This window comes from Streptosporangium sp. NPDC001681, from assembly GCF_040298085.1.
Classification (GTDB): Bacteria; Actinomycetota; Actinomycetes; order Streptosporangiales; family Streptosporangiaceae; genus Streptosporangium.
The window spans coordinates 44,667-70,106 of sequence record NZ_JBEOZN010000045.1 but is presented as its reverse complement, the minus strand read 5'-3'; the positions used below and the strand labels follow the sequence as shown (position 1 = coordinate 70,106).

At 70.6% G+C, this 25,440-nt stretch carries 32 protein-coding genes; 17 read left to right on the top strand and 15 right to left on the bottom strand.

What is annotated here, in order from left to right:
* From ABT130_RS21650 to ABT130_RS21630, 5 genes are all read right to left on the bottom strand, one after another.
* The coding region (locus ABT130_RS21650) for a DeoR family transcriptional regulator (RefSeq protein ID WP_350957747.1) at nucleotides 1-305 on the bottom strand (305 nt) is incomplete at its 3' end.
* 211 nt (nucleotides 306-516) lie between these two features.
* Nucleotides 517-1,059: an RNA 2'-phosphotransferase gene (locus tag ABT130_RS21645; RefSeq protein ID WP_350957744.1), complete on the bottom strand. Its 543-nt coding sequence runs from the start codon at nucleotides 1,057-1,059 to the stop codon at nucleotides 517-519.
* 79 nt (nucleotides 1,060-1,138) lie between these two features.
* The gene (locus ABT130_RS21640; protein ID WP_350927367.1) at nucleotides 1,139-1,582 is read right to left on the bottom strand and encodes a type II toxin-antitoxin system PemK/MazF family toxin; all 444 of its coding nucleotides are present in this window, start codon (nucleotides 1,580-1,582) and stop codon (nucleotides 1,139-1,141) included.
* A gap of 136 nt (nucleotides 1,583-1,718) precedes the next feature.
* Nucleotides 1,719-1,916: a DUF5302 domain-containing protein gene (locus ABT130_RS21635; protein WP_343960976.1), complete on the bottom strand. Its 198-nt coding sequence runs from the start codon at nucleotides 1,914-1,916 to the stop codon at nucleotides 1,719-1,721.
* A gap of 199 nt (nucleotides 1,917-2,115) precedes the next feature.
* Nucleotides 2,116-2,298 (bottom strand): hypothetical protein, encoded by a 183-nt coding sequence (locus ABT130_RS21630; protein WP_350927369.1) that lies wholly within the window; start codon nucleotides 2,296-2,298, stop codon nucleotides 2,116-2,118.
* Between the two features lie 88 nt (nucleotides 2,299-2,386).
* Here ABT130_RS21630 and ABT130_RS21625 point away from each other — a divergent pair, with 88 nt between their 5' ends.
* Together ABT130_RS21625 and ABT130_RS21620 are read left to right on the top strand one after the other, a co-directional pair.
* Nucleotides 2,387-2,824 (top strand): MarR family winged helix-turn-helix transcriptional regulator, encoded by a 438-nt coding sequence (locus tag ABT130_RS21625; protein WP_350927371.1) that lies wholly within the window; start codon nucleotides 2,387-2,389, stop codon nucleotides 2,822-2,824.
* 22 nt (nucleotides 2,825-2,846) lie between these two features.
* Complete coding sequence (locus tag ABT130_RS21620) at nucleotides 2,847-3,074, top strand: HGxxPAAW family protein (RefSeq protein WP_350927373.1); 228 nt, start codon at nucleotides 2,847-2,849, stop codon at nucleotides 3,072-3,074.
* On the opposite strand, the gene ABT130_RS21615 is transcribed toward ABT130_RS21620, so the two are convergent.
* The 3 genes from ABT130_RS21615 to ABT130_RS21605 form a co-directional block, all read right to left on the bottom strand.
* The gene (locus ABT130_RS21615) at nucleotides 3,075-3,419 is read right to left on the bottom strand and encodes an anti-sigma factor antagonist (protein ID WP_350957741.1); all 345 of its coding nucleotides are present in this window, start codon (nucleotides 3,417-3,419) and stop codon (nucleotides 3,075-3,077) included.
* 82 nt (nucleotides 3,420-3,501) lie between these two features.
* Nucleotides 3,502-4,173 carry a response regulator gene (locus ABT130_RS21610; protein ID WP_350957739.1) on the bottom strand — a complete coding sequence of 224 codons (672 nt, stop codon included), beginning with the start codon at nucleotides 4,171-4,173 and terminating at the stop codon, nucleotides 3,502-3,504.
* Nucleotides 4,173-5,828, bottom strand: coding sequence for a sensor histidine kinase (locus tag ABT130_RS21605; protein WP_350957736.1), 1,656 nt, complete (start codon nucleotides 5,826-5,828; stop codon nucleotides 4,173-4,175). Before ABT130_RS21605 ends, ABT130_RS21610 begins: the two co-directional genes overlap by 1 nt.
* Before the next feature lie 89 nt (nucleotides 5,829-5,917).
* On the opposite strand from ABT130_RS21605, the gene ABT130_RS21600 reads away from it, so the two are divergent.
* Entirely contained in the window at nucleotides 5,918-7,273 is a 1,356-nt protein-coding gene (locus tag ABT130_RS21600; protein ID WP_350927381.1) for a cation:dicarboxylate symporter family transporter, read from the top strand.
* Nucleotides 7,274-7,331: 58 nt separating this feature from the next.
* Nucleotides 7,332-7,505, top strand: a complete 174-nt coding sequence (locus tag ABT130_RS21595; RefSeq protein WP_350957734.1) for an amidohydrolase family protein — start codon at nucleotides 7,332-7,334, stop codon at nucleotides 7,503-7,505.
* A gap of 15 nt (nucleotides 7,506-7,520) precedes the next feature.
* Here the strand turns inward: ABT130_RS21595 and ABT130_RS21590 are convergent, their stop codons facing one another.
* Both ABT130_RS21590 and ABT130_RS21585 read right to left on the bottom strand, forming a co-directional pair.
* On the bottom strand, nucleotides 7,521-8,069 hold the full coding sequence (locus ABT130_RS21590; RefSeq protein WP_350957731.1) for a Clp protease N-terminal domain-containing protein: 549 nt from the start codon (nucleotides 8,067-8,069) through the stop codon (nucleotides 7,521-7,523).
* A 2-nt stretch (nucleotides 8,070-8,071) separates the two neighbouring features.
* Nucleotides 8,072-8,299, bottom strand: a complete 228-nt coding sequence (locus ABT130_RS21585) for a helix-turn-helix domain-containing protein (RefSeq protein ID WP_350957728.1) — start codon at nucleotides 8,297-8,299, stop codon at nucleotides 8,072-8,074.
* 99 nt (nucleotides 8,300-8,398) lie between these two features.
* Here ABT130_RS21585 and ABT130_RS21580 point away from each other — a divergent pair, with 99 nt between their 5' ends.
* Nucleotides 8,399-8,761, top strand: a complete 363-nt coding sequence (locus ABT130_RS21580) for a DUF2203 domain-containing protein (RefSeq protein ID WP_350927389.1) — start codon at nucleotides 8,399-8,401, stop codon at nucleotides 8,759-8,761.
* Nucleotides 8,762-8,785: 24 nt separating this feature from the next.
* On the opposite strand, the gene ABT130_RS21575 is transcribed toward ABT130_RS21580, so the two are convergent.
* Entirely contained in the window at nucleotides 8,786-9,196 is a 411-nt protein-coding gene (locus tag ABT130_RS21575) for an organic hydroperoxide resistance protein (RefSeq protein WP_350957725.1), read from the bottom strand.
* A gap of 86 nt (nucleotides 9,197-9,282) precedes the next feature.
* On the opposite strand from ABT130_RS21575, the gene ABT130_RS21570 reads away from it, so the two are divergent.
* Both ABT130_RS21570 and ABT130_RS21565 read left to right on the top strand, forming a co-directional pair.
* The gene (locus ABT130_RS21570) at nucleotides 9,283-9,708 is read left to right on the top strand and encodes a MarR family winged helix-turn-helix transcriptional regulator (RefSeq protein WP_350957749.1); all 426 of its coding nucleotides are present in this window, start codon (nucleotides 9,283-9,285) and stop codon (nucleotides 9,706-9,708) included.
* On the top strand, nucleotides 9,705-10,067 hold the full coding sequence (locus tag ABT130_RS21565; protein WP_350927393.1) for an MmcQ/YjbR family DNA-binding protein: 363 nt from the start codon (nucleotides 9,705-9,707) through the stop codon (nucleotides 10,065-10,067). Before ABT130_RS21570 ends, ABT130_RS21565 begins: the two co-directional genes overlap by 4 nt.
* On the opposite strand, the gene ABT130_RS21560 is transcribed toward ABT130_RS21565, so the two are convergent.
* Nucleotides 10,051-10,977, bottom strand: a complete 927-nt coding sequence (locus ABT130_RS21560) for a serine hydrolase (protein WP_350957724.1) — start codon at nucleotides 10,975-10,977, stop codon at nucleotides 10,051-10,053. The two genes, ABT130_RS21565 and ABT130_RS21560, sit on opposite strands and share 17 nt — an antisense overlap.
* A 222-nt stretch (nucleotides 10,978-11,199) precedes the next feature.
* Between ABT130_RS21560 and ABT130_RS21555 the strand changes: the two genes are divergently transcribed.
* The 5 genes from ABT130_RS21555 (at nucleotide 11,200) to ABT130_RS21535 (ending at nucleotide 16,550) form a co-directional block, all read left to right on the top strand.
* Complete coding sequence (locus ABT130_RS21555) at nucleotides 11,200-12,408, top strand: LLM class flavin-dependent oxidoreductase (RefSeq protein WP_350957721.1); 1,209 nt, start codon at nucleotides 11,200-11,202, stop codon at nucleotides 12,406-12,408.
* On the top strand, nucleotides 12,405-13,730 hold the full coding sequence (locus ABT130_RS21550) for an NtaA/DmoA family FMN-dependent monooxygenase (RefSeq protein WP_350927397.1): 1,326 nt from the start codon (nucleotides 12,405-12,407) through the stop codon (nucleotides 13,728-13,730). The genes ABT130_RS21555 and ABT130_RS21550 overlap by 4 nt, the downstream gene beginning before the upstream one ends.
* Nucleotides 13,727-14,800 (top strand): LLM class flavin-dependent oxidoreductase, encoded by a 1,074-nt coding sequence (locus tag ABT130_RS21545; RefSeq protein ID WP_350957718.1) that lies wholly within the window; start codon nucleotides 13,727-13,729, stop codon nucleotides 14,798-14,800. The genes ABT130_RS21550 and ABT130_RS21545 overlap by 4 nt, the downstream gene beginning before the upstream one ends.
* A complete protein-coding gene (locus ABT130_RS21540; RefSeq protein ID WP_350927401.1) occupies nucleotides 14,797-15,924 on the top strand; it encodes an LLM class flavin-dependent oxidoreductase in 1,128 nt (375 codons plus the stop codon). The genes ABT130_RS21545 and ABT130_RS21540 overlap by 4 nt, the downstream gene beginning before the upstream one ends.
* 254 nt (nucleotides 15,925-16,178) lie before the next feature.
* The gene (locus ABT130_RS21535) at nucleotides 16,179-16,550 is read left to right on the top strand and encodes a VOC family protein (RefSeq protein WP_350927403.1); all 372 of its coding nucleotides are present in this window, start codon (nucleotides 16,179-16,181) and stop codon (nucleotides 16,548-16,550) included.
* Between the two features lie 46 nt (nucleotides 16,551-16,596).
* Here ABT130_RS21535 and ABT130_RS21530 read toward each other — a convergent pair whose 3' ends face one another.
* The 3 genes from ABT130_RS21530 to ABT130_RS21520 all read right to left on the bottom strand — a co-directional run bounded on the left by ABT130_RS21530 (nucleotide 16,597) and on the right by ABT130_RS21520 (nucleotide 18,636).
* Nucleotides 16,597-17,754 carry a cation:proton antiporter gene (locus ABT130_RS21530; protein WP_350927405.1) on the bottom strand — a complete coding sequence of 386 codons (1,158 nt, stop codon included), beginning with the start codon at nucleotides 17,752-17,754 and terminating at the stop codon, nucleotides 16,597-16,599.
* A gap of 8 nt (nucleotides 17,755-17,762) precedes the next feature.
* Complete coding sequence (locus tag ABT130_RS21525; RefSeq protein WP_350927407.1) at nucleotides 17,763-18,245, bottom strand: cation:proton antiporter regulatory subunit; 483 nt, start codon at nucleotides 18,243-18,245, stop codon at nucleotides 17,763-17,765.
* 112 nt (nucleotides 18,246-18,357) lie between these two features.
* A complete protein-coding gene (locus tag ABT130_RS21520) occupies nucleotides 18,358-18,636 on the bottom strand; it encodes a hypothetical protein (RefSeq protein WP_350927408.1) in 279 nt (92 codons plus the stop codon).
* A 253-nt stretch (nucleotides 18,637-18,889) separates the two neighbouring features.
* On the opposite strand from ABT130_RS21520, the gene ABT130_RS21515 reads away from it, so the two are divergent.
* Genes ABT130_RS21515 through ABT130_RS21495 form a run of 5 tightly spaced genes read left to right on the top strand, consistent with a single transcriptional unit; the run spans nucleotide 18,890 to nucleotide 25,321 of the window.
* Nucleotides 18,890-20,428 carry an ABC transporter substrate-binding protein gene (locus tag ABT130_RS21515; RefSeq protein ID WP_350927410.1) on the top strand — a complete coding sequence of 513 codons (1,539 nt, stop codon included), beginning with the start codon at nucleotides 18,890-18,892 and terminating at the stop codon, nucleotides 20,426-20,428.
* Between the two features lie 3 nt (nucleotides 20,429-20,431).
* Nucleotides 20,432-21,385, top strand: coding sequence for an ABC transporter permease (locus tag ABT130_RS21510; protein ID WP_350957714.1), 954 nt, complete (start codon nucleotides 20,432-20,434; stop codon nucleotides 21,383-21,385).
* Nucleotides 21,382-23,322 (top strand): dipeptide/oligopeptide/nickel ABC transporter permease/ATP-binding protein, encoded by a 1,941-nt coding sequence (locus ABT130_RS21505; protein ID WP_350927414.1) that lies wholly within the window; start codon nucleotides 21,382-21,384, stop codon nucleotides 23,320-23,322. The genes ABT130_RS21510 and ABT130_RS21505 overlap by 4 nt, the downstream gene beginning before the upstream one ends.
* Nucleotides 23,319-24,116: an ATP-binding cassette domain-containing protein gene (locus ABT130_RS21500; protein WP_350927416.1), complete on the top strand. Its 798-nt coding sequence runs from the start codon at nucleotides 23,319-23,321 to the stop codon at nucleotides 24,114-24,116. Before ABT130_RS21505 ends, ABT130_RS21500 begins: the two co-directional genes overlap by 4 nt.
* Nucleotides 24,113-25,321, top strand: a complete 1,209-nt coding sequence (locus ABT130_RS21495) for an acetyl-CoA C-acetyltransferase (RefSeq protein WP_350927418.1) — start codon at nucleotides 24,113-24,115, stop codon at nucleotides 25,319-25,321. Before ABT130_RS21500 ends, ABT130_RS21495 begins: the two co-directional genes overlap by 4 nt.
* The last annotated feature ends 119 nt before the right edge of the window (nucleotides 25,322-25,440 follow it).

Genomic DNA, 25,440 nt, shown 5'->3' with positions numbered 1-25,440 from the left:
GTGCCCGCGTCAATCACGATCGCGCCATCTTGCGGCAACTCGGCCAGCGCCGCCTTGGCGATACGCTCCTTCTCCGCCGTCATCACCTCATCGCGGGCGGCTAACTCGGGTTCGAACCCCAGCCGCTCGACCGGAATGGCGCCGCCGTGCACGCGCCGCAGCACACCCGCGCGCTCCAGCGCGGTCAGGTCCCGGCGGATCGTCTCGGTGGTGACGGCGAACTCCTCCGAGAGCGTCACCACGTCCACACGTCCGATGGTCCGCGCCCGGCGCAGGATCTCCTGCTGTCGCTCCTCGGCGTACATGCTGTTGATTCACCGCCGTTTCAATGTTGTTTCAGCTTTATTTACACCCGAATATGTTGGAACGTCAACGGTCGGCTTCCGTCAGGCTGAGTCGAGCATGAAAAACCTAGGTGTTTACCTGGAATGTGGGCACGCATGGGCCGGAGGGGGCGGATGTCCGAGACTTTGGAGTGCGTTGGAAACGGTGCCCCTCGCCGAGGGTGAGGTCCCCTCAGCCGGGAAACGAGATGTGGGCGGACGGCACGTGGGCGGTCAGCCAGACGCCGTTGGCACTGATCTGGAACTCGTGACCCGCCCGGTGCATCTCGCCTGAGCGAACGACCAGCACGACCGGCCTGCCCCGGCGCGCACCCACCCGGGTCGCGGTTTCCCGGTCGGGGGACAGGTGCACCGCGTGCCGGGTCATCGGCCGCAGGCCGTCCTCCCTGATGGCGGCCACGCGCGAGCCCACCGTTCCGTGGAACAGGATCTCGGGCGGCTCGACCGCGGGAAGGTCCAGGTCGACCTCGACCGTGTGGCCCTGGTTGGCGCGGATCCGGTCACCTTCTATGGTGAAGCGCCGTTTGTCGTTGCCCGCGACCACCTGTGCGAGCTCGTCGCGGGTGATCGCGAAGCCGTGCCGCGCGGCGGCGGCGAGCAGGGCGTCGATGTCCGCCCACCCCTGCGGGCCGAGGACCAGCCCGATGCGCTCGGGCTGGTGCCGGAGGTGCGCGGAGAGATATTTGGAGACTCGAACCAGTCGTCTGCTGTCCATGGGACAACAGGATGCTGACCCGCCCCGCCGCTTTCCAGCGGGTTCGCGCGGGGCGGTTCCCGGCCTCGGGGGGACGGCCTCAGCCGTCGGCGGCCCAGCCGTGGGTGCGCTTGAGCACGGCGGCCACGCGGGCGAAGCGCTCGGCGTCGAGGATGGAGCCCTCCCGCCGGATGTCGTCCTCGTTGAGGGTGAAGATCCGGTCAAGGCGCAGGTAGGAGACGCGGTTCTCCCGGTCCCAGCGACCAGGGCCGAGCTCCAGCCAGTCGCTCGGGTCGCCGCTGCCGCCTCGGCTGGACAGCATCAGCGCGAGCAGCTTGCGCCCGTGGCGGCCCACGACCAGCAGCGGCCGGTCCTTGCCGCGGTTCGGGTCCTCCTCGTAGGGGACCCAGGCCCAGACGATCTCGCCGGGGTCGGCGAGGCCGTCGAGGTCGGGGGAGTAGTTCAGGGTCGCCGCCCGGTCGACACGGTAGACCTCGCTGACCGCGCCCCGAGCCGGTCGGGGGTCCTCGCCAAGATCACGCACAGGCGCAGCCTATTGCAGGTGTGCGGTGCCCTTCAAAGGGGGGTGGCTCCGCGGGCGGGTGGGTGCCGCCCGCTGGCCGGGCGCCAGCGGGGCGGCGGTCGGTCCGGGGTATCCGGACCCGGTTCGGATACGCGGCTCAGCCGCCGCTCTTGCGGCGGAAGGAGCGCTTGGCCGCAGCCGGGCCGTGAGCACCGTGGATCTTCGAGGCGTTCTTCCCCTTGCCCCCGGCGTTCGCGTCCGCCTGGGCGAGCTTCTTGCGCTCCAGGGCCTCGCGGAACTTGCGCTTCAGTTCGTCGTCGGAACTCTCAGGCTCCTCCGGCGTGACGTCAGACATGCAGACCTCCTGATCTGGCCGATCTGGCTGATCCGGGCGGACGGTCCCACCCTGGCCAGCCGGACCTCATCCTCTCATGTTTCGAACATGGGTCCGGCTGGCTGGAACGCGTCGCGGGCCTGACCGCGAGGGCCGGTCGCCGCCGGTGCCTTTGGCGGCGGCCGGGACGTGTGGTGACACGGGAGGGCGGGCACTCCCGCTAGTTCAGGTCCATGGCCATCAGCAGCAGCAGTCCGGCGAGATGGCCGACGACCACGAAGACGATCACGAAGACGAAGACGAACTTCGCCGGGCCGTGCTCGAAGTGCCGGCCCTCCTTGAGTGCGGGGCGCGCGGCCTGGCGCTCGGCGATCCGCTCCTCGATCGACTTGCTGTGAAACATGGGGATCCTTTGCTCGCCGATACTTGGGGCGATAATAGTTTGTGTATTAATTATCGTACTATGTCGGGTGGAGGTGCGCGTGAGTGACATGACTGATCCCCTGAGTCTGGAGAGCCAGGTGTGCTTCGCCCTGGCGGTCGCCTCGCGCAACGTCATCGGGGTCTACCGGCCGCTGCTGGAGCCGATGGGGCTGACCCACCCCCAGTATCTGGTCATGCTCGCCCTCTGGGAGCAGGCGCCGCTGTCGGTCAAGGAGCTGAGCAAGCTACTGAGACTCGACCCCGGTACGCTGTCCCCGCTGCTGAAGCGTCTCGAGGCCGTTGGCTACATCCGGAGGCAGCGTGACGGCCAGGACCAGCGTGTCCTGGCAGTCTCGCTCACGCCGGAGGGCCGAGGGCTGCGGGACGAGGCGGAGAAGGTTCCGCCGGCGATCGTCAGGCGTCTGGGAATGAACCTGGAGGAGCTCCAGGAGCTCCACCGGTCGCTGAACCGGGTGATCGCCGCGGCGGACGGCGCGCATCACTGATTCATGTGGAGAGGAAAGGCTCATGGCTGGAAGCCACGGAGGAAGTCCGAAGTCTTGGCTTGCGGTGATCATCATTCTGCTGGGGTTCACCGTGGGAGGCGTGGCCTTGTGCCTTGGCCCCAACTGGATGTTCTTCTGGATCGGGACCGGGATCGTCGCGCTCGGCGGAGTGGTCGCCCTGGCGGTCGACATCTTCTCGGATGTCATCATCGACGCCCCCCGGGTGCCGCTGGACAACGGCAACAGCTGATCAGGCCTCCTGCAGCGCCTCCTCGACAGAGGTGAAGACCTCGAAGGAGGGGCGCAGGCCGGTGATGGCGAGGATGCGCTCCAGGGTGCCGTGCACGCCGACGAGCGCCAGACGGACACCCAGAGCGCGACTTCGCTGGAGCGCCAGGATCAGCTCCGCGACCCCGGTGGAGTCGCAGAAGGTGAGCCCCGTGACATCGGCCACGATCAGGGAAGGCGCTTCGGCCTCCCATGCCCTCTCCATCTCCAGGCGGAAGGCGGGGGCGTGCCGGTAGTCGAGCTCTCCGAGCACCTGGACGACGAACACCGTCCCGAGCAGCCTCGATGAGGCGGTGAAAAAGGTCATGGTCGGCTCCTTCGCCCGCGGGTGACAGGGCGGGCTGCCCTTTTTCCTACCAGGTCCGGTGCCGCCGTGCTTCCGGAGGGCGTCAAACGACCCGGTAGAGCAGCTCGGGCCGGCCGACCCCACCGTACTGGGGAACCCGGCGGGTGACTCCGCTCTCCGTCAGGTGCTCCAGGTAGCGGCGGGCGGTCACCCGGGAGACGCCGATCGCCGCCCCGGTGGTCTGGGCCGACAGGCCGCCAGGGGATTTGCGCAGCTCCGCCAGCACGGCGTCGAGAGTGGCCTGGGTCATCCCCTTGGGCAGGAGGCTCTGCGCCGGGCCCCGCAGCGCCGCCAGCGTGCGGTCCACCTCGCCCTGGCCACTGGCCTCTCCCAGGCCCTCCACCGACGAGCGGAACTCCGCGTAGTGGGTGAGCTTCTCCTTGAGCGAGGCGAAGGTGAACGGCTTGAGCAGGTACTGGGCCACGCCGACGGAGACCGCGGACCTGACCACCGACAGGTCCCGCGCCGAGGTGACCGCTATGACGTCCGACATCACGCCCGCCGCCCGCAGCGTCCGGCACACCTCAAGACCGTGCATGTCGGGCAGGTAGAGGTCGAGCAGGATCAGATCGACCGGGTGGCGCCGCAGGAAGCGCAACGCCTCCCCGCCGGACCTGGCCACCCCCGCCACCCGGAAGCCGGGCACCCGCTCCACGAAGACCCGGTTCGCCTCGGCGGTGATCTCCTCGTCCTCGACCACCAGTACCGAGATCATCACATTTCCTTTCCGCGCAGCGGCAGCCGTACGGTGAACACCGCGCCCGTCTCGCTCTCCGGGACGGTATGGGCCGTCCCCGCCGCATGGGGTGCCCGCACCGGGTGACCGGCCTGGACGGTCCCGCCGACCTCGATCGTTCCGCCCAGACGGCGGACCGCCTGGCCGACCATGGCCAGCCCGAGGCCGCGGCCGTCGCCCTTGGTGGTCCATCCCCTGCGGAAGGCCTCGCCCGCCGTCGCGGGGTCGAGCCCCGGGCCGCTGTCGGCCACGCTGATCACGAAGGCCGTCTCGTCGGCGCGCAACCGCACCTCCACCCGGGCGGGCGGGGTTCCCGCCATGGCCGCTTCGACCGCGTTGTCTATCAGGTTGCCGACGATCGTCACCAGATCGCGGGTGTCCAGGCCGAGGTCGTCGAGCTCGCTGTCCGCGGCGATCGCCAGCTCCACCCCCCGTTCCCCGGCCTCGGCGCTCTTGCCCAGCAGCAGCGCGGCGAGCACGGGTTCGCGTACGGCGCCCACCACCCGGTCGGTGAGCTGCTGTGCGGCCCTGATCTCCGCGGTCGCGAACGCCACGGCCTGCTCGGCGCGGCCCAGCTCGACGAGGGTGATGACCGTGTGAAGCCGGTTGGCCGACTCGTGCGCGGCGGCCCGCAGGGAGTCGGCGAAGCCGCGCTCGGCGTCCAGCTGCCCGGTCAGGGACTGCAGCTCGGTGTGGTCGCGGAGGGTGACCACGGTGCCGAGCGAGCGGTTGCCGGAGCGGACCACCGCCGCGTTCACCACCAGCGTCCGCTCCCCGGTCATATGGATCTCGTCGGTGCGGTTCTCGGCCGTCGAGAGCCGCTCGCCCAGTGCGGAGGGAAGGCCCAGCTCGGTGACGTGCCGTCCGTTCACCTCGCCCGCGAGGCCCAGGAGCTCCCTGGCGCCGTCGTTGCAGAGCGTCACCCTGCCCGCGTCGTCGACGAGCAGCAGTCCCTCCCGTACGGCGTGCAGGATCGCGTCGTGGTACTCGTACATCCGGCTCAGCTCGGTGGGGCCCATGCCGTGGGTCTGGCGGCGTAGCCGGGCCCCGACCAGGTAGGTGCCCGCCCCGCCGAGGGACAGGCCGAGCAGGCCGATCAGCGCGGCGCCGGCGATCTGGCCGCGGAGCCTGACGCTGATCTTGTTGATCGTGATGCCCGCGCTGACCAGGGCCTTCACCCGGCCGCGGTCGTCGCGGACCGGGGCGACGGCGCGGACCGAGGGACCGAGCGTGCCGGTGTAGGTCTCGGTGAAGGTCTGCCCGGCCAGGGCGGGCGCGGTGTTGCCGAGGAAGCGGTGGCCGATCTGGGCCGGGTTGGGATGCGTGTAGCGCACGCCGTCCAGGCTCATGATCGTGATGAAGTCGACCCCGGTCTCCTGCCTCACCCGTTCCGCGTACGGCTGCAGGACCGTCGAGTCGCCCAGGGAGACGAGGACGGAGGGGGAGTCGGCCACGCTGATTGTCACCGCCCTGGCGGTGCCGACGGCCTCCTCGACGAGCAGGTCGCGCATCTGCAGGAAGGCGAGCAGCGCGCCACCGGTCACGGTGACGCCCACGACGACGATCTGCAGCGCCAGCATCTGCCTGGCCAGACTCCAGCCGCGCACCTGTTTGGAAAGCTCCCGCAAGTTCACGAACGAAATGTACGCAATGGTGACTTAGATCACAGCGTCGGCGGATAGTCGCTCGACCGGATTTTTCTTCTACCACGGTGGAGACACGCATGAGCGCGGCCCGAGACAGAACACACTACCTGTACATAGCCGTGATCGCCGCAGTGATCGCCGGCGTCACCGTCGGGCTCGTCGCTCCCGATCTCGGCAAGGAGCTGAAGCCACTCGGCACCGCCTTCGTCGCCCTGATCAAGATGATGATCAGCCCGATCATCTTCTGCACCATCGTGCTCGGTGTCGGATCCGTCACCAAGGCCGCCAAGGTCGGCAAGGTCGGCGGTCTCGCACTCGGCTACTTCCTCGCCATGTCGACGGTCGCGCTGGGCATCGGCCTGATCGTGGGCAACCTGATCGACCCCGGACAGGGCCTCGCGCTCACCGACGAGCTCCGCAAGGCCGCCGAGGCCGAGGCGGCCAAGGGCGGCGAGAGCGACACGGTGACGTTCCTGCTCGGGATCATCCCCACCACGCTGGTGTCGGCGTTCACCGAGGGTGAGGTGCTGCAGACCCTGCTCGTCGCGTTGCTCGCCGGGTTCGCCCTGCAGGCGATGGGCGAGCGCGGCAGGCCCGTGCTGAACGGCATCGCGCACATCCAGCGGCTCGTCTTCCGGATCCTCGCCATGATCATGTGGGCCGCCCCCGTCGGTGCCTTCGGCGCGATGGCCGCGGTCGTCGGCGCCACCGGCGTGGACGCGCTCAAGAGCCTCGGCGTCATCATGCTCGCCTTCTACGTGACCTGCCTGCTCTTCGTGTTCGTCATCCTCGGTCCGATGCTCTGGCTGGTGGCGCGGATCGGGCTGCCCTCGCTCCTGCGCTACCTGGGCAGGGAGTTCCTGCTGATCCTGTCGACCTCGTCGTCGGAGTCGGCACTGCCGCGGCTGATCGCCAAGATGGAGCACCTCGGCGTGAGCAGGCCGGTCGCCGGGATCACCGTGCCGACCGGTTACTCCTTCAACCTGGACGGCACCGCCATCTACCTCACCATGGCCACGCTGTTCGTCGCGAGCGCCACCGGCGCGCCGCTCTCCTTCGGCGAGCAGGTCTCCCTGCTGGTCTTCATGATGATCGCGTCGAAGGGCGCCGCCGGGGTCACCGGCGCCGGCCTGGCCACCCTCGCCGGGGGCCTGCAGTCCCATCGCCCCGACCTGGTCGACGGTGTCGGTCTCATCGTCGGCATCGACCGCTTCATGTCCGAGGCGCGGGCGCTGACCAACTTCGCGGGCAACGCGGTCGCCACGGTCCTGGTCGGCACCTGGACCGGCGAGTTCGACCGGGAGCGCGCGGCCGAGGTGCTGGCGGGGAGGGTCCCGTTCGACGAGACGACCCTCCTGGACGACGACGATGACGGCGACGACACCCCGCCGCCCGCCGCGCGCTCGGACGACCCGGTGATGTCACCGGCATAGCGGGAAACCGGGCGGCGGGCATGCGGGCCGGTGCCGGACACTCGTCTCGGGGGAGCGAGTGTCCGGCACCGGCCGGCTGATGTTCGGCAGTGACTGGCCGGTGGCCATCCTCGCCGGAGACTACGCCAAGGTGTGGCGGGAGACGGGCGTGCTGCTCGCGGGCCTTGGTGAGAACGACCGCGCGGCCGTACTCGGAGGTACGGGCGCGCGCTTCTACGGGATCGAGGTCTGACCGTGCTGGACCGGCTCAGGCCGACCGGTGCAGGAAGCCGATGCTCGCGGCGAGACCGCGGAGGTCGATGCCGAGGCGGTACAGGATGGAGACCGAGGCGTTCGAGCCGTCGGCCAGCAGGCCCTTGAGCAGGTCCTCCCCGGTCACCCCGGAGTGGCCGCCGGTGCTGACGGCGACCTCGACGACCTTCCTCGCCCTCGCGGTGAGGGGCAGGTCTCCGGCCGGGCCGCTGAGCACCACGTTCAGCGGGCGCAGCCGGGAGCGCGACAGCCGCCACGCCAGGGGGTCGTCCCGCCGGGCGGGCAGGCGCCGCCTGATCTCGTCCAGGTCGACGCCGATGGCGGCCAGCAGCTCGCGGTCGTCCGCCAGGCCCCGTGCCGCCTCGCGCTCCCCGATCTCCGCGCGGACCGCCTCCGGGGTGACACCGAAACCCGCCGCCGGCCACGACTCCGCCAGGGCGAGCAGGAGCATGTCCTCGTCGAGCGTGGTGCGGCCGTGGTCGAGTGCCAGTAGCCCGGCCCGGACCGTGGTCCGCCGGGCCTCGGGGGTGAATCTCGCGAACATTGTCAGCTCCCGCCGTCGATGATCCGGTGTGCGTGCTTGCGGTGCGCCGTCTGCCGCCTGACGCCGAGCGCCGTGGCGATGGCCTCCCAGGACGAGCCCTGGGCCCTGGCCTCGATGACGTGCGCCGCCTCCAGCTCCTCCAGGAGCCTGCGCAGCGCCGCCACGGCCGCCAGCGCAGCCACCGGGTCCTCGCCGTCGACGGCCTTGGAGAACTCGCTCAGCGATCCCATGTTGTCAGCATAAGCTGACGAATTCACTTTTGTCAGCTTATGCTGACGGCATTCCTGGCCCCCCGCACGCTTCGGGCAGGGACACGCTAGCGTGCAGGGGTGGATGGGACCTTCACCGTCGAGGAGGCGCGGGCGCTCATGCCCGCGCTGCTGGAGCGGGCCGCCGCGTTCGTGACGATGCGGGGAGAACTGGCCGAGCTCGCGTACGAGCTCCGCAGCACCGGCACCTCGGAAGCCGGCGGGCTGGCCGAGGCGAAGGCGTACGAGGCCAGGCTGGAGGAGATCCTCGGCTGGTTCGAGGAGCAGGGCGTCGAGGTCAAGGGCGTCGCGCCCCTGCTCGTCGACTTCCCCTCGGTGCTCGACGGGGTTTCGGTGCGGTTGTGCTGGCTCGAAGGAGACCGCGACCTGGCCTGGTACCACCGCGACGAGCTGGGCTTCGCCGGTCGCCGGCCGCTTCCCTGATCGCGGGTCTCCTCCAGGGCGCGATTACTCGATCACCAGGTTGACCGGGATGTTGCCACGGGTCGCGTTGGAGTAGGGGCAGACCTGGTGGGCGGCCTCCACGAGGGCGGTGCCGGTCTCGCCGTGCAGCTCGTCGGGCAGCTCGACGCGCAGCGTCACCCCGAGCGCGAAGCCCTTGCCCTCCGGGTGGAGGCTCACCTCGGCGGTCACCGACGCCTCGGAGACGTCGGCCTTCTCCCTCCGGCCGACCAGCTGAAGCGCGCTGGCGAAGCAGGCGGCGTAGCCGGCCGCGAACAGCTGCTCGGGATTGGTGCCCTCGCCGGAGCCGCCCATCTCCCGCGGCGGCGCGAGGGTCACGTCGAGGCGCTTGTCGGACGAGACCGCCCGGCCTTCCCTGCCGTTGGCGGTGGCGATGGCGGTGTAGAGCGTACTCATCGGGATCCCCTTCTTGGTTTTGGACAACTCAATTGTGTGCAATTTAGTTGGTGGCAGTCAAGTTCGGTATAATCAGGACCGTGAAGATCTCCGTCGAGAACCTCGTCTGTTTCGACGTGCACGCGGCCTCGCGGGCGCTGGACGCGGTCTACCGCAGGGTGCTGCGCGAGCTGGGCCTCACCTACCCGCAGTACCTGGTGATGACGGTGCTCTGGGAGCGCGGGCCGGTGACGGTCAAGGAGCTCGGTCTCACGCTGCGGCTCGACTCGGGCACCCTGTCGCCGCTGCTGAAGAGGCTGGAGGCGGCGGGCCTGGTGGGCCGCGAGCGCAGCGCCTCCGACGAGCGCTCCGTGCTGGTACGGCCCACGCCCGAGGGCGTCGAGCTGGGGGAGCGGGCGTGCGACGTCCCCGGCCGGATCTTCGAGGCCGCCGGGCTCGCGCCCTCGGAGGTCCTCGACCTGCAGCGGACCCTGCGCCGGGTCATCGCCTCCCTCGACGAGTCGTCGCGATGATCACGGCCGACGACGTGCGCCGCGTCGCCATGGCGTTGCCCAGGACCGAGGAGAGGCTCGTCAGGGACCGGGTGACGTTCCGGGTGGGCCGGATCGTCTACGCCGCGATCTCGCCCGACGAGACCTCGATGGGATTCGCCTTCCCCAAGGAGGAGCGGGCCGCGCTGATCGCGTCCGCGCCGGAGACGTTCCACATGCCCCGGCCCTCCGACGAGCGTTACAACTGGGTGCGGGTCCGGCTCGCGGCGATCGACGCGACCGAGCTGCGCGAGCTGGTCGAGGACGCCTGGCGGATGGTCGTGCCCAAGCGGGTCGCGGCCGCCCACTTCGGGGAGCCGGTGGTCAGGAGGTCCCGCTGAGATGGACCTCCCGGGCCAGCCTCGTCGTCTGGCCGGTGGAGCGCTGCCAGGTGGCCCCGGCCGGGTGGGCGGTCAGCAGGACCATGATCCAGCGCTCCCCGGGGCCGACCAGGCCGGTGCTGTGCAGTACGGGACGGCCCAGATCGGGCACGGGACCGGCCCCGGCGGGTGCCGCCGTGGTGACCCCGCTCGGTGCGGTGGCGCCCAGGGCCACCGGAGCCGCAGCGGCGGAGGTGAAGGCGGCGGAGGCGGTGCGGGCGGCGGGAGAGGTCGCCGGGCGGCAGCGGACCGGGGGGGTGGAGCCATATCCCGACCAGCCCTGCTTGACCGCCCACGGCCCGCGCACCCCGCGGGGGATGCCGAAGTACTGGTCGAAGCCGTCGGAGCCGCACTGTCCGGCCCTGCGCAGGTGGCCCAGGATCAGAGCGCTGACCTTGGGGTCGGCCCGGTCGAGCAGGTAGCGGTAGGTCTTGACGACGTCCATCGCGCTGAGCGAGGTGTAGCCCCAGAAGCCTGGTTTGTCGGCCGGTGGGGGAGCGGTGTCGGTGAGTTGTAGCTTGCGTGCCATCCGCTGGATGATTCTTCCCTGACCGCCTCTGCTCCAGAAGGAGGTCGCGGCGGCGTCGTCGCTGACCCGCAGCATGACCTTGAGCAGCGCCAGGTCCTTCTTGGAGACGCCGCTGTGCGACTCCAGATGGTCGATCGCGATGAGGATCTTCACCACCGACGCCGACCGGAACCTCCGATGCGCGTTGCGGTACTCGGTCACCTTCGCGGTCTGCCGGTCGAAGACCACGTAACCGGCGGTCACCCCGGCCGGGACATGCGGCTTGCCGGGGGCGGTGGCCGAGGCCGGAGTGGTGGCCGCCAGGAGGGGGAGGGCGGTCGCGAAGACCGTCAGCAAACGCATCACGGGACAAATGCCTACCAGATCCCGGCGTCGGCGGCAGGAGGACGGCCTCTGGGAGGGATCGCTCCGGGGCGTTCCGTGAAGATCCGTGCCATGGAGATCCACTCCGAGCCGCCGCTCCCGGAAGCGCGCCTCGGGGCACGTCGGGCCTGCCGGTCGATCTCTCACGATATAACCAACTAAACATGTAGAGATTACGGGTTTTAATGTTACTGTCGTTGTATGTCGGCAGTTCCCCTGCATCTCGCCGTCGCTCTCGACGGCGCCGGATGGCATCCCGCGGCCTGGCGCGACCCCGCCGCCTCCCCGAAAGCCCTGTTCACCGCCGCCTACTGGGCCCAACTGGTGGCCGAAGCCGAGCACGGCCTGCTCGACTTCGTCACCATCGAGGACTCCCTCGCCCTGCAGACCACTCTTCTGGACGGCCACGACGGCCGTGTCGACCAGGTGCGCGGCCGGTTCGACGCCGTCCTGGTGGCCTCCAGGATCGCCCCCCTGACCAGCCGGATCGGGCTGGTGCCCACGGCGACCACCACGCACACCGAGCCCTTCCACGTCGCGAGCTCCATCGCCACCCTCGACTACGTCAGCACCGGGCGGGCCGGATGGCGCGCCCAGATCTCCGGGCGCCGCACCGAGGCGGCCCACTTCGGCCGCCGGGAGGTTCCCGAGCTCCGCCCCGAGAACCTCGGCGACCTCGACAAGGCGGGCGTCGTGCGGGAGCTGTTCGCCGACGCCGCCGACGCCGTCGAGACCGTGCGGCGCCTCTGGGACAGCTGGGAGGACGACGCGATCATCCGCGACGTGGCCACCGGCCGGTTCGTCGACCGGGACAGACTCCACTACGTCGACTTCGAGGGGACGAGCTTCACGGTCAAGGGGCCCTCCATCGTGCCGAGGCCGCCCCAGGGGCAGCCGCTGGTCACCGCGCTGGCCCACTCCCGGCTCCCGTACGAGTTCGCAGCGCGCGGCGCCGACGTCGTCTACGTCACGCCACACGACAGTGAGCAGGCGCGGGCCATCGTGCGCGAGGTACGTGAGATCTCCGGGCAGGTGCGCGATCCGGCCGCGGAGGAACTGAGGATATTCGCGGACCTCGTCGTCCTCCTCGACGACGACGCGAAGGGCGCCCGCGAACGCGGGGCACGGCTCGACGAGCTCGACGGCGCCACGTACACCTCCGACGCCGCGATCTTCACGGGTACCCCGGGAGAGCTCGCCGACCTGCTCCTGGAGTGGCGCGCGGCCGGGCTGCAAGGGTTCCGGCTCCGGCCCGCCGTGCTGCCGACCGACCTGACCGCGATCACCCGCGGCCTGGTGCCCGAGCTGCGCGGACGCGGCGCCTTCCGCCACGCGTACCAGGCCGGCACGCTCCGCGGCCACCTCCACCTGCCCCGACCCGCCAGCCGCTACGCAGGGAGCCGACGATGAAGCAGGTCATCCTCGCCGCCCACTTCCCGGGCGTGAACAACCACACGGTCTGGAGCGATCCGGCCTCGGGCAGCCAGATCGACTTCGCCTCCTTCGTCCACCTGGCGCGGACCGCCGAGCGCGGCAGGTTCGACTTCTTCTTCCTGGCCGACGGGCAGCGGCTGCGCGAGCAGCGCGGCAGGATCCACGACCTCGACGTGGTCGGCCGCCCCGACTCGCTCACCGTGCTCTCAGGACTGGCCGCGGTCACCGACCACCTGGGCCTGGCCGGGACCATCAACGCCACCTTCAACGAGCCGTACGAGCTCGCCCGCAGGCTCGCCACCCTCGACCACCTGTCCGGCGGCCGGGCCGGGTGGAACGTCGTCACCTCCTCCGACGCGTTCACCGGCGAGAACTTCCGCAGGGGCGGCTTCCTGGAGCACTCGCAACGCTACGAGCGGGCCGAGGAGTTCGTCCGGACGGTCCGCGAGCTCTGGGACTCCTGGGCCGCCGGCGACCTCGTCGCGGACCCGGCCGCGGGCACGTTCGCCAGGCGGGAGGCCGGGGAGTTCGCCCACCGGGGCACCCACTTCGACATCGGCGGTCACTTCACCGTGCCGCGCGGCCCGCAGGGCCACCCGCTGACCATCCAGGCCGGAGACTCCGAGGGCGGCAGGGCCTTCGCGGCGGCCACCGCCGACGCCGTCTTCTCCCGGCACAGCAGGCTCGAAGAGGGGCAGGCCTTCTACCGCGACATCAAGTCGAGGCTGGCCGCGCACGGCAGGTCCCCCGACTCGCTGAAGATCCTCCCCGGTGTCACGTTCGCGCTCGGTGACACCGACGCCGAGGCCCAGGAGAACGCCGACCACATCCGCCGCCAGCAGGTCAGCCCGCAGACCGCGATCCTGCTGCTCGAGCAGCTGTGGAACCGCGACCTGTCGGCCTACGACCCCGAGGGCCCGCTGCCCGAGATCGACCCGGACGTCTCGGAAGACTCGATCATCAAGGGCCGGACCCGGATGTCCAGGGACCCGCTCGCCACGGCGGCGGAGTGGCGGGCCCTGGCCGAGTCCAAACGGCTCGGCATCCGCGACCTGGTCATCGAGGTGACCGGCAGGCAGTCCTTCATCGGCTCGCCCTCGCGCGTCGCCGAGGAGATCAACGAGTTCGTGCAGAGCGACGCCGCCGACGGCTTCATCCTGGTGCCGCACCTCACCCCCGGCGGCCTGGACGGCTTCGTCGACAAGGTCGTCCCGTTGCTGCAGGAGCGCGGAGTCCTCCGCGCGGAGTACGAGACCACCACGCTACGCGGTCACCTGGGGCTGGAGGAGCACCGTTGAAATTCCTCGCCATCACCCTCATCGTCCACGGCCCCAACCCCGTCACCGGCGAGCTCAAGTCGACCAACGCGCGCCTGCGCGAGGTGGTCGAGAACGCCGTGCTGGCCGAGGAACTCGGTTTTGACGGCTTCGGCGTCGGGGAGCGGCACGAGCGCCCGTTCATCTCCTCCTCCCCGCCGGTCGTGCTCAGCCACATCGCGGCGAAGACGTCGACGATCAAACTGTTCACCGCGGTCACCACGCTGAGCCTGCTGGACCCGGTACGGGCCTACGAGGACTACGCCACCCTCGACCACCTCTCCGACGGCCGCCTGGAGCTCATCATCGGCAAGGGCAACGGAGCCGCGCAGGCCCAGCTCTTCCATGTGACCGGCGAGGACCAGTGGGAGCGCAACCGGGAGGGCTACGAGCTGTTCCGCCGCCTGTGGCGGGAGGACAGGGTGACCTGGTCCGGTAGGTTCAGGCCGTCCCTGACCGACGCCGAGACCTGGCCGCGCCCGCTGCAGCGGCCCATCCGCGTCTGGCACGGCAGCGCCACCAGCAAGGAGTCGGTGGACCTCGCCGCCCAGTACGGAGACCCGCTGTTCTCCGCCAACGTCAGCAACCCGGTCGAGCCGTACGCCGAGCTGATCCGTTACTACCGGGAACGCTGGGAGTTCCACGGTCACGACCCCGCCGACGCCCTGGTGGGAGCGGGCACCGCCGGGTACTACGCGGCCAGGAACTCCCAGGACGCGATAGAGACCTACCGGCCGATCTTCAACGCCAGGCTGGAGCTGTTCAAGAAGGTCGGGGTGGACCCGGTCTTCCACACCCTGGAGGACGCGATCGAGCGCAGCTCGATCCTGGTCGGCAGCCCGCAGCAGATCATCGACAAGGTGCACCGCTACCACGAGCGGCTCGGGCACGAGGTCATGCACCTGCACGCGGACGCGGACGGCCTCACCGACAAGCAGCACCGGACGGCACTGGAACTCTTCCAGAGCGACATCGCCCCGGTGCTGCGCGCGGAGATCCCCAGCAGACCGTTCCCCCGGTACGAGGACACGGAGCACGGGGGGCGCTCATGACCTCCCTGTCCGTCCTCGACCTGGCCCCCGTCCCGTCCGGTGGCACGCCGGGCGACGCGCTGCGCAACACCCTGGACCTGGCCAGGCGGGCCGAGGAGTTCGGCTACCTCCGCTACTGGGTGGCCGAGCACCACTTCGCGTCCGGCGTCGCCAGCGCCGCCCCGGCCGTGCTCATCGCCCTGGTGGCCGCCGCGACCAGCACGATCAGGGTCGGCTCGGGAGCCGTACAGCTCGGGCACCAGACCGCGCTGTCGGTGGTCGAGCAGTTCGGTCTCATCGACGCGCTCCACCCCGGCCGGATCGACCTCGGCCTGGGCCGGTCGGGCCAGCGCAAGGCCGAGTTCGCCGAGCTGGCGAAGAAGGCCCCGCCCGCGCCGAGGCCCGCCAGGGTCGTGGACGGCCTGCTCATCCCCGAACCCTTCTCCTTCACCGCGCTCGCGAGGTCGCCGCTGCTCTCCCTGTACGGCTCGCTGCTCCAGCAGCCCGGCGCGGAAAGCCCTGACTTCGCCGACCAGGTGGACGACATCGCGGCGCTGATCGCCGGCACCTACCGCTCCCCGGAGGGGGTGGCCGCGCACGCGGTGCCCGGCGAGGGCGCGGACCTGCGGCTGTGGATCCTGGGCAGCAGCGGCGGGCAGAGCGCGCAGGTGGCGGGGGAGCGGGGGCTGCCGTTCGCGGCGAACTACCACGTCAGCCCGTCCGGTGTGCTGGAGGCCGCGGAGGCGTACCGGGAGGCGTTCAAGCCCTCGGAGACCCTGGCGGAACCCCACCTGATCGTCTCGGCGGACGTCGTGGTGGCCGAGGACGACGAGAGGGCCCGCGAGCTCGCCTCCCCGTACGGGCTCTGGGTCCGCAGCATCCGCAGCGGTGCCGGGGCGATCCCCTTCCCGACACCGGCGGAGGCCGCGGCCCACGAGTGGAGCCAGGAGGACCGCGCGCTGGTCGCCGACCGGCTGGACACCCAGTTCGTCGGCTCCCCGCGTACCGTCGCCGAGAGGCTGCGCGTCCTGCGTGACGTCACCGGCGCCCACGAACTGCTCGTCACCACCATCACCCACGACCACGCCGACCGGGTCCGCTCCTACGAGCTGCTCGCCGAGGAGTGGTCGAGGCTCGTCGCCTGAGCCCCAGACGGCCTGCCGGGCGGACACCGTCCCGGCGCGCCCAAGGCCGGGGAGGCCGCCCGTACTCGGCCTCCCCGGCTTCCTGCACCCGGCACCCGGTGGCGGCCACGGCCGCCGCCGAAGATATTTCCGGCGTGATGTCGAGAACGCGTCGTCGGCTCCGACGTCCCAGGTGAGACGCCCCCGACGAGGGCGTCCTGAGATTCGCCGCCGGAAGAGAACCGCCCCGTGCCGGGTGCGGGAAAGGACAAGACATGAAGAGCTCTGCCCTCGGCAGCATCCTGCTCGGTAGCGTCGACCCCGTCAGGCTCCACGCCTGGTACCTCGCCGCGCTGGCACCCGAGCACTTCGGAGACGGCTTCATCGACTTCGGCGGTGTCCGGGTCCTCTTCGAAAACCGCACCGACGTCGCTCCGGCGACCGCCGAGCCCGGCCGGGTGATCTTCAATTTCCACGTGGAGGACGCCCGTGCCACGGCCGCGCACCTCGACGGTCTGGGGGCGACCTGGCTGGTCGAGGTCGAGCGGCGGGACGCCGGGCTGTTCGGCACGCTGGTGGACCCGGACGGCAACTACATCCAGATCATCGAGCTCAGCGAGGAGTACCTCGCCGCGGCGGAGCGATGACCTGTGGGCCCGGCCGCGGCCGGGCCCACAGGTCAGGTCGGGCGCGTCAGGCGCGTTTGGCGATGGCGGTGATGAAGGGCTGCATGATCCGGGCGGCCAGCGGGCCGAACGCGGCGAGGATGAGCACGTAGGCGGCGGCCAGCGGGCCCAGGTCGGGATGGACCCCGGCGGCCACCGCGAGACCGGCGATCACGATGTTGAACTCGCCCCGGGGGATGAGCGCGATTCCGGCCCGAGCCTGTCCGGCTCTGGCGATACCCGCCCGGTGGGCGGCGTAGGCGCCGGTGAGCAGCTTCGTGATCATGCTGATCACGGCGAGGAGCACGGCCAGCCCGGCAACCGGGAGAATCTTGGTCGGATCGGTCTGAAGGCCGAAGAAGACGAAGAACACCGCGGCGAACAGGTCGCGGATCGGGGTGAGCAGCTCCTGGGCGTCCTCGGCCAGCTCGCCGGAGAGGGCGATGCCGACCAGGAAGGCGCCGACCGCGGCCGAGACCTGGAGCTGCTGGGCCACCCCGGCGACCAGCAGTGCGAGACCGATGACCTTCAGCAGCAGCACCTCGGAGTTGGGGCTGGAGACGAACGCCTCGATGAACCTGCCGTAGCGGAGCGCGACCAGCAGCACGACGCTGACCGTGCCCAGTGCGATCGCCACGGCGATCGCACCGCTGGCGAAGCTCAGCCCGGCCAGCACCGCGGTGAGGATCGGCAGGTAGACGGCCATCGTCAGGTCCTCGAAGACCAGCAGCGACAGCACCACCGGTGTCTCGCGGTTACCGATCCACCCCAGGTCGGACAGGACCTTGGCGGTGATGCCGGAGGAGGTGGCGTAGGTGACACCGGCCATGGCGATGGCGGCCACCGGCCCCCAGCCCAGCAGCAGCGCGGTGATCGCGCCCGGCGCGGCGTTGAGCACCAGGTCGACCACGCCCGCGCGGGCGTTGCCCTTCAGGCTCGTCACCAGCTCGGAGGCGTTGTACTCCAGGCCGAGGGTGAGCAGCAGCAGGATGACGCCGAGCTCGGCGCCGACGGAGGTGAACTCCTCGCTGGTGGCCAGGGGCAGGATGCCGCCGGTGCCGAAGGCCAGTCCGGCGATGAGATACAGGGGGATGGGCGAGATGCCGACTTTGAGGGCCAGTGCACCGAGGATGCCGAGCCCGAGAAGGACAGCACCGAGCTCAAGAAAAAGAATAGCCGTGTGCACCAGGTTTCCTACCCGCCGGACAAGATGTCGGAGACGGCGGAGGTGCTCTCCGGGCTGCCCACCACGACCACCACGTCGTTTCCGAGCAGCCCGAAATCAGGGGCGGGGCTGGCGAACACCTGGCCCTCGCGAACCACGGCCACGATGGAGGCGCCGGTGCGGGTGCGGACGCGCGCGTCCCCCATCGGCCGGCCGGCGTACGGCGAACCGGGCACGATCGGCAGTTGCAGGCTGACGAGCCCCTCGACCTCGCTGTGCAGGGCGTTGAGGCGCTGCACGATGCGCGGGGCGCCGAGCAGTTCGGCGAGCGCGTCGGCCTCCTCGTCGTTCAGTTTTATGGTCTCGCATGCGCTGTCGGGATCATCCGGGTCGTACAGCACCAGGTCACGACGGCCCGTGCGGTGAGAGACGATTCCTATTCGCCTGCCTGACCGCGTCGTGAACTCGTGCCGCAGCCCTATACCTGGCAGTGCCGTCTGCTCGACCTCCACCGTGCCAGCTCCTTGCGTGTGTATGACTGATTCTCTTGCCAGGAGAACCTACCAACTCGGGCTTTGTCGAGTGACGCCGAGCATAACCGGTATTACCGATTTGTTTTGTAGGTTAAGGAGTCCTGTCCGAGGCGATCGCCGTCTCGTTCCAGCGGGCCGCGATCGGCCTGGCCCTCGTCGCGGGGCTCGGTCGCGTGGGCGAGAACGCCGTCGACCCGCCGCTGCAGATGCTGCGGGCGCTCCCGCTGTTCGGCCTGATCTCGCTCTTCATCCTCCGCGCCGACGTGATCGTCTGCTCGACGAGCCGTTCGGCGCCCTGGACGCCTTGGCCGCGCTCTCCTTCGGCAAGATCGGCGAACCAGGTGGGCGGGCACGGCAACCGCCTGGTCATCACCGGCTCCCTTCACCAGGAACCCCTGCATCGGCGCACTACCAGCCGCAACCCTTGATCCAACAAACCGCCGGTAGGTGTTGCTCGAGGGCGGGGCGTTGACGCGCCACATTCGTTGACGTTAGCGTGCATTATTTGACGCACCTGTCGAGAAATTAGGTGATGCCTCATGGCGAAGGCTCGCGGCCTCAGCGCCCCCCCATCCGACCGAATGTCCCGTGTTCGGCTGCGCACACTCACCTCCATCGCCATAGTGACCGCTCTCACGGCGGCCGGCTGTGGCGGTGCGGGGGCGGGGAAGCACGCCCCCGATCCAGCCGCCGCCGTCGTGGTGCGGCTCAACTCCGACTGGGACTCCCTCGACCCGGCCAAGACACGGACGACCAACGGCTACCAGCTCGTCACGGCCCTGTACGACAGGGTGGTCGCGGTCGAGGGGGGCAAGGTCGTCCCCTATCTCGCTGAGTCCTGGAAGCAGACCCCCGACTCGGTCACGCTGACCTTACGCAAAGGCGTGACGTGCGCCGACGGTGCGGAGCTGACGCCGGCGGCGGTCGCCGCCTCGCTGAAGCGGCTCGGGGCCGAGGAGACCGGCGCGCCGTACGCCAACCTGGTCTTCGGCAACGCCGGATACACCGTCGAGGCCGACGACGCCGCCCGTACGGTGACGGTGAAGACGGGCCGGCCCTATAGTGACCTGCTGATCGGCCTGGCCCAGCCGATGGCCTCGATCGTCTGCCCCGGAGGACTGCGCAGTTCCGACACCCTGGCCGCCACTCCGGCCGGGAGCGGGCCCTACACGCTGGGCGGGACGACCAGGGGCGCGAGTTACACGCTCAAGGCCAGGCCGGGATACGCGTGGGGTCCGGCAGGCCACACGGGTGCCTATCCGCGCGAGGTGACCTTCCGCGTCGTGCAGAACGACAGCACAGCCGCGAACATGCTCGGCTCGGGCGATCTCGACCTGGCGTGGATCGGCGGGCCGGACGTGCGCCGGGCCCAGGGGGACAAGTCGCTGACCGCGGTGACGCAGTCCATCTACGGGGCGTTCTTCCTGGTGTTCAACCAGGCCAGTGGAAGGCCGGGGGCCGACCCCGCGTTGCGCGCGGCGCTCGCTGGGGCGGTCAGCGCCACGGACTTCAACACGTCGGCCTTCTTCGGCGCGGGTGATCCGGCCGCCAGCCCGGTGAGTCCCGAGGTCCCCTGCCATAACCAGGTCAGACCTCCCGTCGCCACGGTCGACTCGGCTGCGGTGACCAAGGCGCTCACCGAGGCGGGCTGGTCCCTGGAAGGGGGCGAGCTGGTCCGGGACGGCAAGCAGTTGAGGATCAAGCTGCTTGGCTCGACCGACTACGCGGCCGGGTTCGAATACGTACTGGAGGCCCTGCGCAAAACCGGTGCCTCCGTCGAACTCCAGCTCGTCGAGCTCAACGCCTTCGCCGAAACCCTGTTCAAGGGCGACGACTGGGATGTCACGGTCTATCCGTTCACCCCCTTGGCCCCCAGTCTCGGCGCGCTGGGGCTGTTCGTGACGGGTGAGGCCCCTCCGAAGGGGGCCAACTTCGCCGGCATCCGCAACTCCGGTTTCGAGAGTGCCGTCGCCAAGGCGCAGGCGTCGCTCGGTGCGAAGCGCTGTGCCTTCTGGGCCGAGGCGCAGAAGGCGATCGTCGAGTCCGCCGACGTCGTCCCGCTGGTGCACCTGAAGCCTTCCTGGTTCGCCCGTGCGGGGCTCACTGCCAGGCTGGCCGGGGGCGGCACCATGGTCGATCTTCACCACCTCCTCCGGTCGTAGACGGTGACGGTTGTGCATGTGCTGACCTGGGTCGCGCGCCGGATCGGCGTGACGGCGGCCCTGCTGGCCGGGCTGCTGGTGGTGTCGTTCCTGCTGCTGCACCTGGTTCCCGGTGACCCCGCTGTCCGGGTCGCGGGTCTCAACGCGACTCCCGAGCAGGTTATGGCGGTGCGTCAGAGACTCGGACTGGACCAGCCGATCCACCGGCAGTTCGTCGATTACGTGGCGCACGTGTTCCAGTTCGACTTCGGCCGCTCCTTCCAGACCGGTGAACCCGTCACCGAGGTCATCGGCTCACGCTTTGGGGTGACACTGCGCCTCGCGGTGGCCGGGATCGTGGTGACGATGTCGGTCGGCGTGATCATCGGGCTCGTGATGGGCGCGCTGACCCGGGAGGGCAGGCGCCGGGGAACCGAGGCCTCGTTCGCGCTGGGCACCTCGCTGGTCGGCGCGGTCCCGGAATACGTGATGGGGACGCTTCTGGCGCTCGTGTTCGCGGTCGTGCTCGGCTGGCTGCCGGTCGCGGGCCTGGCCGATCCGGCCGGTCTGATCCTGCCGACGATCGCGGTGAGCCTGGCGCCCACGGCCGTGCTCTCCCGGATCGTGCGGGTGGAGACGTTGGCCGTACTCGCGCAGGAATACACGCGGGCGGCCTGGGCCAAGCGGCTGCGCCCACTCTGGGTGTACGGCATGCACGTGCTGCCCAACGCGTTGACGGCCGCCCTGACCATCGGAGGTCTGGTGTTCGCCGGGCTACTCGGCGGGACGGTGGTGGTCGAGAACGTGTTCGCGTTGCCGGGGCTGGGGTCGAAGCTCGTCGAGTCGGTCATGGCCCGCGACTATCCGGTGGTGCAGGCCGTGATCCTGCTGCTCGGCGCGGCGATCGTCCTGGTGAACAGTTGTGTCGAGGCAGCCGTCAAGTTGCTCGACCCCCGCGTCCGGACGGCCACCCCGTGACCGCGATCATGGGCCCGGCCGTGCCCCAGGCCGTTTCGGCCTCGGCGCGGCCGGGAGGCTGGCGGGCGTTCCGGTCCACGCTGGTGGGGCCGGTGGCCCTTACGGTGCTGGCGGCGCTGGCCATCGTCGCACTGGTCGCGCCCGCGCTGGGGAACGGTCCCGCCGTCACGGTGAACGCCGCCGACGCGGTGCTCGGGCCGAGCACCGAACACTGGCTCGGCACCGATCGGCTCGGTCGTGACGTGTTCGCCCGCACGCTGGTCGCGACCCGCAGCTCTCTGCTGCTCGGCCTGACCGCGGCCGCGGTGGCCACGCTGGGCGGGATGGTCCTCGGCGGCGCGGTGGCCGCGGCCGGCCCCCGGGCGCGGTCGGCCGGCCTGCGCGTGCTCGACGCCGTGCTCGCCTTCCCCTCGATCCTGGTGGCGATCCTGGCCACCCTGGTCCTGCCGCCGGCGACCGTGAGCGCCGCGGTGGCGGTCGGCGTGGCCGGCGCCCCCGGGGTGGCCCGCATCGTGGTCACTCTGGCCATGACAGTGCTCGCCCGTGACTACGTCGCGGCGGCCAGAGGGCTCGGAGTCGGCCGGATCAGGGTGTTCGTGCGGCACGTCGTGCCCAACGTGGCCGACAGCCTCGCGGTGAGCCTGTCGGTGGTCGCGGGGATGAGCCTGGTCGTGGTGTCGTCGCTGAGCTTCCTCGGAGTCGGGGTCCAGCCGCCCGCCTACGACTGGGGCGGCATGCTGTCGCAGGGGGTCCGCGACCTCTACGTCACCCCGCTGGTCGCGCTGGCCCCGGCGGCCATGATCGCGCTGACCGGGCTGGCCTTCGGCCTGCTCGGCGAGGCACTGGCCCGCGTGGCCAACCCCTCGCTCTGGACGACCGGCGATGCCGGGCGTGGTCACCGGGTCCGGAGGGCATCCGGCGCGAAGGGCGCGGAACGAATGGTGGGCGATGCCGTGGACGGTCCGGCCCTGCTTGACGTGCGTGGCCTGACCGTCACGGTGGACCGCAGCCCGGACAGCGCCGCCATCGTGTCCGAGGTGGATCTGCGGGTCGGCCGAGGCGAGATCCTCGGGCTGGTCGGCGAGTCCGGCTCGGGCAAGTCGATGACGATGCTCGCCGTCGCCAGGCTCCTGCCGTACCCGGTGGACTCAGACGCGGACACGCTCACACTTGACGGGCACGACCTGTACTCCGATCGGCCGGAAGAGCTCAGGAGACTGCTTGGCACCAGGCTGGCGCTGGTCTTCCAGAACCCGGCGGCCTGCCTGAACCCTGCGCTGAAGCTGGGGGTCCAGCTCGCCGAGGCGTCACGCGCGCACCGGGGTGCCGACCGTGCGCGGGCTCGTGAACTGGCCCTGGAAGGGCTGCGGAACGTGCGGATCCCCGAAGCCGAACGGCGGCTGCGACAGTACCCGCACGAGCTGTCCGGCGGGCAGCGGCAGCGGGCGACGATCGCGATGGCTCTGGTCGGCGCGCCCAGTCTGCTGCTCGCCGACGAGCCGACCACCGCGCTGGACAACACACTCCGCCGAGGGATGCTCGACCTGCTGCGCGAGGTCAACACCGCCCACGGAACGGCGATCGTGTTGGTCTCCCACGACCTGTCCGTGGTCAGCGGGCTCTGTCACCGGATCGCGGTCATGTACGCGGGCCGGATCGTGGAGGAAGGGCCGACCGCCGACGTGATGGCGGCCCCGAGGCATCCCTACACCCGGGCGCTGCTCGACAGCTCGCTCACCATGACCACCGACCTCAGCCGTCCGGTGCCCGCCATCGACGGGCAGCCGCCCCGGCCGGGCGAGGAGCCGCCGGGCTGCGCGTTCGCACCCAGATGCGCGCTGGCCGAGGACCGTTGTCTGCAGTCCCGTCCCGTGCCGCGTGAGGTCCCAGGCGGGCGCAGCACCGCCTGCTGGGTGGTCGAGGGGAGTCTCCTTTGAACCGGCTCGAACTGCGAGGCGTGAGTGTGCGCTACGGCCGGAGAGGGAAGGCCGTGACCGCGGTCTCCGGCGTGGAGCTCGACGTCCCGGCGGGCGGCGCGGTCGGGGTGGTTGGCGAGTCGGGTTCCGGCAAGTCCACCCTGGCTCGCGCGGTCACCGGCATGGTGCCGCTTTCCGCGGGCGAGATCCGCGGGGAGGGAACCGTGCTCCAGGCGGCCGGCCGCAGCCCTCGGCCCCACCCTGAGATCCAGATGGTCTTCCAGGACCCCAACGGGTCGCTCAACCCCCGCATGACCGTGGCGGCCGTCATCGCCGAGGCCGCCAGGCAGGCCGGTGACAGCGGCCGGGCCGCCGTACGGCAGGCGCTCGACCTCGTCGGCCTGCCCGCCGGCCTGCTCGACCGTTATCCCCACGAGCTTTCCGGCGGCCAGCGCCAGCGCGTGGCCATCGCCCGCGCACTGGCGGTCAGGCCCAGGACACTGGTGCTCGACGAGGTCACCTCGGCGCTGGACATCTCAGTGCAGGCCCTGATCCTCAACCTGCTGCGCGACCTACGGGCCGAGTTGGACCTGTCCTATCTGGTCATCGCGCACGACCTGCCGATCGTGCGATACCTGTGCGACTCGGTCGCGGTCATGTATCTCGGCGAGTGCGTCGAGCGCGGCCCGTGCGCGGAGGTCCTGGTCACTCCCGCCCATCCGCACACCCGCGCGTTGCTCGACGCGCTCGACCCCATCCCCGGCACCGTCTTCACCGAGGACCTCACCGGGGACTTCATCCAGGAGGAAAGATGACAGAAGCGGTCATCGTGGCTGCTGCCCGCTCGCCGATCGGCCGGGCGGGCAAGGGGTGTCTGCGCCAGATGCGTGCCGACGACCTGACCGCGGCCGTCGTGTCGGCGGTCCTCGCCCAGGTGCCTCAGGTCGACCTGGCGCGTCTGGACGACCTGGTGCTCGGCTGTGGCAGCCCCGGCGGTGAACAGGGCTGGAACCTCGCCAGAATGGTCGCCGTGCTGCTCGGTCTCGACGGCCTGCCGGGAACCACGGTCACCCGGCACTGCGCGTCCAGTCTCCAGGCCACCCGGATGGCGGCCCACGCGATCCGGGCGGGCGAGGGGGACGCGTTCGTCGTGGCGGGGGTGGAGACGGCCAGCCGCTACGAGCACGGATACGCCGAGAGCTCCGGCGCCCCCAACACGTGCTACACGGCGGCGGCGAGCCGTACGGCGGAGCACCGCGGCCGGGGTGACTTCGCCTGGGGCGACCCCCGCGATCGTCTGGAGCGGCCGGACGCCTACCTGACGATGATTCAGACGGCGGAGTACGTGGCCGCGCTGCGGGGAGTCGGCAGGGCCGCCATGGACGAGTTCGCGCTGCGGTCGCAGACGCGGGCGGCGCTCCATCACGAGTTCTGGACCTCTGAGATCACTCCGATCACGCTGCCGGACGGCACGGTCGCCGACCGGGACGACGGCCCGCGCCGGGGGGTGACCCTCGAAGGGCTGGCCGCGCTCGAACCCCTTCTGCATCCCGAGGGGAAGGTCACCGCGGGCAACGCCTGTCCGGTCAACGACGGGGCGGCGGCCCTGATGGTGGTGAGCGACCGGCTGGCCCGCGACCTCGGGATCGTGCCGCTGGGAAGGGTCGTCTCCACCGGCCTGTCCGCGCTCAGCCCCGAGATCATGGGACTGGGCCCGGTCGAGGCTGCTCGCCGTGCCCTCGCCAGGGCGCGGATGAGCATGCGGGATGTGGACCTCGTGGAGCTGAACGAGGCGTTCGCCGCCCAGGTCATCCCCTGTGCCGAGGATTTGGGCATCGGTGACGACCGGCTGAACGTGTGGGGTGGGGCGATCGCGATGGGTCACCCGCCGGGCATGACAGGCGCACGCATGATCGGTACGGTGCTGCACGGGCTCCGCGAGACGGACGGCGCGGTCGGTCTGGTGACGATGTGCGTCGGAGGCGGTCAGGGAATGGCCATGATCGTCGAACGGACTTAGCGGGGTGACCACCGACGTTCACCGGGCCGCTCACCGCCCGCCGGCGCCGATCGGGTCGGTGTCTCCGCTCGCCGTACCGGCGTCTCTGAAGGCTCCAAGCCCGGTGAAGGTAGGTGATC

Coding starts and splice junctions, on each gene's coding strand:
- ABT130_RS21645 (WP_350957744.1), bottom strand. CDS start 1,059: ATGGACAGCAGACGACTGGTTCGAGTCTCCAAATATCTCTCCGCGCAC.
- ABT130_RS21635 (WP_343960976.1), bottom strand. CDS start 1,916: ATGTCTGACGTCACGCCGGAGGAGCCTGAGAGTTCCGACGACGAACTG.
- ABT130_RS21630 (WP_350927369.1), bottom strand. CDS start 2,298: ATGTTTCACAGCAAGTCGATCGAGGAGCGGATCGCCGAGCGCCAGGCC.
- ABT130_RS21625 (WP_350927371.1), top strand. CDS start 2,387: ATGACTGATCCCCTGAGTCTGGAGAGCCAGGTGTGCTTCGCCCTGGCG.
- ABT130_RS21620 (WP_350927373.1), top strand. CDS start 2,847: ATGGCTGGAAGCCACGGAGGAAGTCCGAAGTCTTGGCTTGCGGTGATC.
- ABT130_RS21615 (WP_350957741.1), bottom strand. CDS start 3,419: ATGACCTTTTTCACCGCCTCATCGAGGCTGCTCGGGACGGTGTTCGTC.
- ABT130_RS21610 (WP_350957739.1), bottom strand. CDS start 4,173: ATGATCTCGGTACTGGTGGTCGAGGACGAGGAGATCACCGCCGAGGCG.
- ABT130_RS21600 (WP_350927381.1), top strand. CDS start 5,918: ATGAGCGCGGCCCGAGACAGAACACACTACCTGTACATAGCCGTGATC.
- ABT130_RS21590 (WP_350957731.1), bottom strand. CDS start 8,069: ATGTTCGCGAGATTCACCCCCGAGGCCCGGCGGACCACGGTCCGGGCC.
- ABT130_RS21585 (WP_350957728.1), bottom strand. CDS start 8,299: ATGGGATCGCTGAGCGAGTTCTCCAAGGCCGTCGACGGCGAGGACCCG.
- ABT130_RS21575 (WP_350957725.1), bottom strand. CDS start 9,196: ATGAGTACGCTCTACACCGCCATCGCCACCGCCAACGGCAGGGAAGGC.
- ABT130_RS21565 (WP_350927393.1), top strand. CDS start 9,705: ATGATCACGGCCGACGACGTGCGCCGCGTCGCCATGGCGTTGCCCAGG.
- ABT130_RS21560 (WP_350957724.1), bottom strand. CDS start 10,977: ATGCGTTTGCTGACGGTCTTCGCGACCGCCCTCCCCCTCCTGGCGGCC.
- ABT130_RS21555 (WP_350957721.1), top strand. CDS start 11,200: ATGTCGGCAGTTCCCCTGCATCTCGCCGTCGCTCTCGACGGCGCCGGA.
- ABT130_RS21550 (WP_350927397.1), top strand. CDS start 12,405: ATGAAGCAGGTCATCCTCGCCGCCCACTTCCCGGGCGTGAACAACCAC.
- ABT130_RS21540 (WP_350927401.1), top strand. CDS start 14,797: ATGACCTCCCTGTCCGTCCTCGACCTGGCCCCCGTCCCGTCCGGTGGC.
- ABT130_RS21535 (WP_350927403.1), top strand. CDS start 16,179: ATGAAGAGCTCTGCCCTCGGCAGCATCCTGCTCGGTAGCGTCGACCCC.
- ABT130_RS21520 (WP_350927408.1), bottom strand. CDS start 18,636: ATGACCAGGCGGTTGCCGTGCCCGCCCACCTGGTTCGCCGATCTTGCC.
- ABT130_RS21495 (WP_350927418.1), top strand. CDS start 24,113: ATGACAGAAGCGGTCATCGTGGCTGCTGCCCGCTCGCCGATCGGCCGG.